Genomic DNA, 5,311 nt, shown 5'->3' with positions numbered 1-5,311 from the left:
GGCGGAGATCCCCAGAAAAGCAGTTAATACCAGGGTGACGGCAATTAACTGTCGATTGGTCAGTGATAAATTAAGTCTATTCACGTGGTAAAGTCAGTCGATAACCGCGGCCACGCAACGTTTCAATCGGATTCAGCACTTTTTCAGGATCCAGTTTATTACGCAGTCTTTTGACAAACACTTCAATGACATTGCTATCCCGATCCTGATCCTGTTCATAAATATGGTCAGTCAATTCAGTTTTAGAAATAACTTCCCCGGCATGCAGCATAAGATAATGCAATAATCGATATTCGAAGGCAGTCAATTCAATCGGGAAGTTTTTTACTGTAACCTGCTGTGAAGCCGGATTCAGTTCAACCTGGCCACAACGCATAGTGGAATTTGACCAGCCGGCAGCGCGGCGTGCCAGTGCGTTCAGGCGCGCTACTAACTCTTCAAAATGAAAGGGTTTGACCAGATAATCATCCGCACCGGCTTCAAGACCTTCTACTTTATCTTGCCAGCGACCGCGTGCAGTTAATATCAAAATAGGAAAAGTAATGTTTTGTTGACGTAATTGTTTAATGACCTCAATACCCGAAAGTTTTGGCAGTCCCAGATCAATAACAGCGACATCGTAGGGATATTCTGTTCCCAGGAACAGACCATCCTCACCATCACTGCTCATATCTACAGTAAGTTGATGCTGACGCAGGTGCTGGCCAATTTGTTCACGCAGGTGAGGTTCATCTTCAATTAATAAAACACGCATAAGTTATTGCATTTGATATCCGGTATCCCGATCCAGTCGGTAAGTCTTTACTTTACCATCCTGATGTAAGACTTTGACGCGAAAAATCGTATGATTTTGATACTGTTCCTGGTCTACCGATAAAACCCTGCCACCCGTTTCAACCTGAGCTAATTCTGCGGCGGTTTTTTTTGTCAGGGGTAAAGCAATGTCGTTAATGCTTGTTCCTGCTTCCGCTTCTGGCGGCAAATGATCAGTATATCCAGATAATGGTAGCGTGAGCACCACAATTAGTAGATACCAGGAAAATTTCATGTAAAAACCTTATAATTAGTATGTTTGTTATGGAGGGATAATAACAAACGGTCAGCAGTCGGTGAAAGCATCACTTGGGTCCCTGTTCTGGCATGACCGGACCGATGGCATTATCAGCTCTGGCGCGCAAATAGTTATAGAGTTGTTCACGTCCATTGATAACCTGTGGATTATCCTGAAAAGCTGGCATAACACCTGCTCGACCTTTTTTACCCTTTATCAGCACCTGCATAAATTCTTCTTTGGAGGCCTGATTCAGGCTTTTAGCTAAATTGGGGCCTGCTAACCCCTGAGCGAAGGTGCCATGACAGCGTGCACACCAGTTTCGATAAAGTACATAGCCTCGATAGGTTTCCGGATCCAGCTTGTTTCCCTCAGTCACTTTATAACCAGCCTGAGCTTGTACCGGCCCAAACCACAGGCCGGTAAAGCATAAAACCAATAATGTCGTCAGGCGTAATGACATGTCTACGGTTAACCTAATTTAATAATAACGACGTGGTGATGAGCTTACCACGACATCGACCGGAACATATTCACCGGGGTGATAATTCATAAAAGTCGAATATTCTCTGCCTTTATAACGATAACTGACATCGTAACCTTCAATATGCCTTTCAGTATGATAGCGATCATGCACCTGACATTGTTGCTGATAGCGGTAATCATCATTTTGATATCGGTTGCCCAGATCCCGACCAACAGAACCGCCGAGTAATGTACCGGCAACCGTCATGGCTGTTCTGCCATTTCCCCCACCAAATTGATTACCAACCACGCCGCCGATAATGCCACCGGCAATGGTGCTGGTATAGGATTGCTGTTGTGGATGTCGCACCGCTTCATCCCAGCATTCCCGGCTGGGTGAGTTGACACGTACTTCACGATAAACGGGCTGCACAAAGGTGACTTTAGCCATTTCACCACCACGATACTGTTTATGGTGTTTTCCGCCAGCCATCACCATTGGTGCAGAAAGTACTAACGTTGTGACCAGGCTTAAGCTTGTTATTGTTTTTTTCATGAGCTACTCCACTCGTTGAAGTTGAGCTCAGAGTAGCAACGGTTAACTGAACTGTGCCTGAATGGCTGAGTAATGTTTTGTTAATTTTTTGACGCCTGAGCCATGAGTTTCAACAGGCCCTAACATTCAGCCCATTGTTTATCTAACCGTTTAGCGGAGACAGGGTAGGCGGTGCCAATTTCCTGAGCAAAAATCGAGATGCGGAATTCTTCAATCATCCAGCGGTACTGTTGCATCGCTTCAGTATCAGCACGCTTGATATTTTGCAGATAACGTTGCCAGTATGGGTGGACTTCCTGTTGACGCTGACGATCCTTAGTCGGATCAGTTTTTAACTTATCCAGCCTGGCGCCAATAGCCCGGAAGTATGCCGGTAAACGCTGTAATGCATCATCCGGTGTGTAATGAACAAACCCTTGATAGAGGAGATGAGCTAATTGCTCGCGGATATCTTTAACGGCATGTATTGCTGCCAACGGAATATTTCCGGACAGCCGTTTGGCAATTGCATGATATTCACTTAACGGTTCAGCAATCAATCTGGCCAATTGGTTGGCAATGTTGATCAGCTCACTACTTTGTTGTTGCAGACGTTGTTCAAACTGCTGTTTATCATGAGGCCATTCCTGATCCTTAAGAAAGCAACGGTCGAACGCTACCGCAATCAAGTCCTGTTTGAGCTGTTCGCAAGGGGTGATTTGCCGAGTGTTTTTTTCATCAAACGGTGCAGCCGGTACATTGGCGTAATGCAGGCACATCTTCTGAATATCCGGCAGATTTTTCTGCAGATATTTGACTTTATCTTTCTCGGCCAGCATAAAAAGCCTTCTCAGTCCCAGGGCTGAAAAGGTTTTTGCCTGCTGCAAGGTATCCATCAAGGTTAGATCAACATGATCAATACGATCCACCAGAGCAGGATAAGCGGTCATTTCCAAACCGTTTTGTTGCATGACAATCTGTTCAGGAAACGCGTCAAAAGCCCAATCAGTCATGCCGGTTTTTTCATAATCTGAATCCGGTAACTGGCGGAAGCTGGCAGCCGCTTCTTTCGACCAATCCTGCTTTAACTGATTCAAATCACGGCTTTCGGCCAACAATTCACCCTGTTCATTCACAAGCTTGAAATTCATTTTCAGATAGAGAGGTAAATCTTCTGGTCGCCAATCATCAGGCTTGATTTCCACACCGGTCATTTTACGTAGTTGTTCACTTAAAGCCGGCAATAAAGCGCCTTCATATTCTGTCAGGGTTTTCAGGCAACGATCGGCATAATCCGGCACAGGAATAAAATGTCGACGCAAGGATTTTGGCAGACTTTTCAGCAGAAAAATCACCTTGTCACGTAGCAATCCCGGTACCAACCACTCATAGCGCTCCGGATCACTTTGATTGAGTAGTGAAAGTGGAATGGTCTGGGTAATACCATCATGTTGCTTGCCAGGTTCAAAATGATATTCCAGAGGCAATGGAACACGGTTGACCAATAGTTGATCTGGATAACTCTCCACTGTCACCTGATCAGCATTGTGCTGCATCAGAATTTCACGACTCATAAACAGGCATTGAGGATCTTTTTTCTCAGCCTGTTTGCGCCACTTTTCAAATCCCTGGCCATTAATAATATCGTCAGGAATACGTTGCTGATAAAAAGCAAACAGGGTGTCCTCATCTACCAGGACGTCCCGGCGTCGTGATTTTTGCTCCAGCAGTTCTATCTCATCAACCAGTTGGCGATTGTGTCTGAAAAATTTCGCCTGACAGTTAAAGTCACCATTTACCAGCGCTTCACGAATAAATATTTCGTTAGAAATCACGCGGTCTAACGGTCCGTAATGAATCTTGCGGCGGTTAACAACGGGTAGCCCATACAGATTGACGCTTTCAAATGCGACCACCTGTGCCGGTTTTTTCTCCCAGTGGGGATCACTGTATTGGCGTTTAACCAAATCTCCGGCAATCGGCTCGATCCACTCGGGTTCTATTTTGGCGACAATCCGGGCATAAAGCTGGCCAGTTTCGACCAATTCGGCCGCCATGATCCATTTGGGACCTTTTTTATGTAATGCCGAGCCCGGGAAAATTTTCAGTTTAAGATTTCGGGTGCCGGCGTAGCTGTGCTGATCAGCTTTCACGGCGACATTGCTTAACAAACCACTGAGCAAAGCCTGGTGAATGGATTGGTAATCAGCTGCTTGCTGATTCGGCTTAAAGCCCATCTGGGTGGTTTGAACATGCAGCTGCTGATAAATATCATGCCATTCGCGTAATCGCAGGTATGACAGAAAGTTTTCTTTACAGTATTTACGAAATTTATTCTGGCTGAGGTGTTTCTGTCTATCGTGGTACAGATCCCATAATTTGAGAAAAGCCAGGAAATCGGAACGCTCATCTTTATATTTGCTGTGGGCTTCATCGGCAGCCTGTTGTTTATCCATCGGCCGTTCACGTGGATCCTGAATACTCAGAGCACTGGCGATCACTAATACTTCGTTCAGGCTGTTTTGATCATTTGCTGCCAGAATCATCCGGGCGATACGCGGATCAATAGGCAGTTTTGCCAGTTGGCGGCCGATTTCGGTGATTTGGCGTTTATCATTAACGGCATTAAGTTCTTCCAGCAACCGGTAACCATCATTGATCATCTTCGGAGGCGGGGGGTTAATAAACGGAAACTTTGCCGGATCGCCCAGTTTTAATGCTGTCATTTGCAGAATGACTGAAGCCAGATTAGTACGCAGTATTTCCGGATCGGTGAAGGCGGGTCTGGCAGTGAAGTCCTCTTCATCATAAAGACGTATGCACACACCAGCCGCTACACGTCCACACCGTCCGGAACGCTGATTGGCACTTGACTGTGAAATTTTTTCTATCGGTAATCGCTGAACTTTATTCCGCACACTGTAGCGACTGATTCGTGCCAGACCGGGATCGACAACATAACGAATACCGGGCACAGTCAGAGAGGTTTCAGCGACATTGGTTGCCAGGATAATGCGCCGCGGACCACCGGTTTTAAATACCCGGTTCTGTTCACTGGCTGACTGGCGGGCAAATAATGGCAGGATTTCCGTATTGGGTGGATGATGTTTACGCAGTGCTTCAGACACATCACGGATATCACGTTCACCGGAAAGAAAGATGAGTACATCACCCGGTCCGACACGGCACAATTCATCTACGGCCTGAACAATGCCATCCACGAAATCCAGATCTTCACTATCATCATCGCGACTCAATAG

At 46.0% G+C, this 5,311-nt stretch carries 5 protein-coding genes; all 5 read right to left on the bottom strand.

The window, feature by feature from the left end:
* Positions 1 to 76: 76 nt before the first annotated feature.
* Complete coding sequence (locus tag B3O33_RS13280) at positions 77 to 754, bottom strand: response regulator transcription factor (RefSeq protein ID WP_292359548.1); 678 nt, start codon at positions 752 to 754, stop codon at positions 77 to 79.
* Positions 755 to 757: 3 nt separating this feature from the next.
* Positions 758 to 1,048 (bottom strand): PepSY domain-containing protein, encoded by a 291-nt coding sequence (locus B3O33_RS13275; protein ID WP_292359546.1) that lies wholly within the window; start codon positions 1,046 to 1,048, stop codon positions 758 to 760.
* Positions 1,049 to 1,118: 70 nt separating this feature from the next.
* The gene (locus tag B3O33_RS13270) at positions 1,119 to 1,514 is read right to left on the bottom strand and encodes a c-type cytochrome (RefSeq protein ID WP_292359544.1); all 396 of its coding nucleotides are present in this window, start codon (positions 1,512 to 1,514) and stop codon (positions 1,119 to 1,121) included.
* Positions 1,515 to 1,532: 18 nt separating this feature from the next.
* Positions 1,533 to 2,072, bottom strand: a complete 540-nt coding sequence (locus tag B3O33_RS13265) for a glycine zipper 2TM domain-containing protein (protein WP_292359542.1) — start codon at positions 2,070 to 2,072, stop codon at positions 1,533 to 1,535.
* Between the two features lie 119 nt (positions 2,073 to 2,191).
* Positions 2,192 to 5,311: ATP-dependent RNA helicase HrpA (gene hrpA / locus B3O33_RS13260; protein WP_292363801.1), on the bottom strand; the 3,120-nt coding region annotated here is incomplete at its 5' end.

This window comes from Methylophaga sp. UBA1464 (assembly GCF_002325665.1).
Classification (GTDB): Bacteria; Pseudomonadota; Gammaproteobacteria; order Nitrosococcales; family Methylophagaceae; genus Methylophaga.
This window is presented reverse-complemented; position numbering and strand designations above follow the sequence as displayed.

What these genes read in the sequence shown, in the direction of transcription:
- B3O33_RS13280 (WP_292359548.1), bottom strand. Translation starts at nt 754, where the DNA reads ATGCGTGTTTTATTAATTGAAGATGAACCTCACCTGCGTGAACAAATT.
- B3O33_RS13275 (WP_292359546.1), bottom strand. Translation starts at nt 1,048, where the DNA reads ATGAAATTTTCCTGGTATCTACTAATTGTGGTGCTCACGCTACCATTA.
- B3O33_RS13265 (WP_292359542.1), bottom strand. Translation starts at nt 2,072, where the DNA reads ATGAAAAAAACAATAACAAGCTTAAGCCTGGTCACAACGTTAGTACTT.
- B3O33_RS13270 (WP_292359544.1), bottom strand. Translation starts at nt 1,514, where the DNA reads ATGTCATTACGCCTGACGACATTATTGGTTTTATGCTTTACCGGCCTG.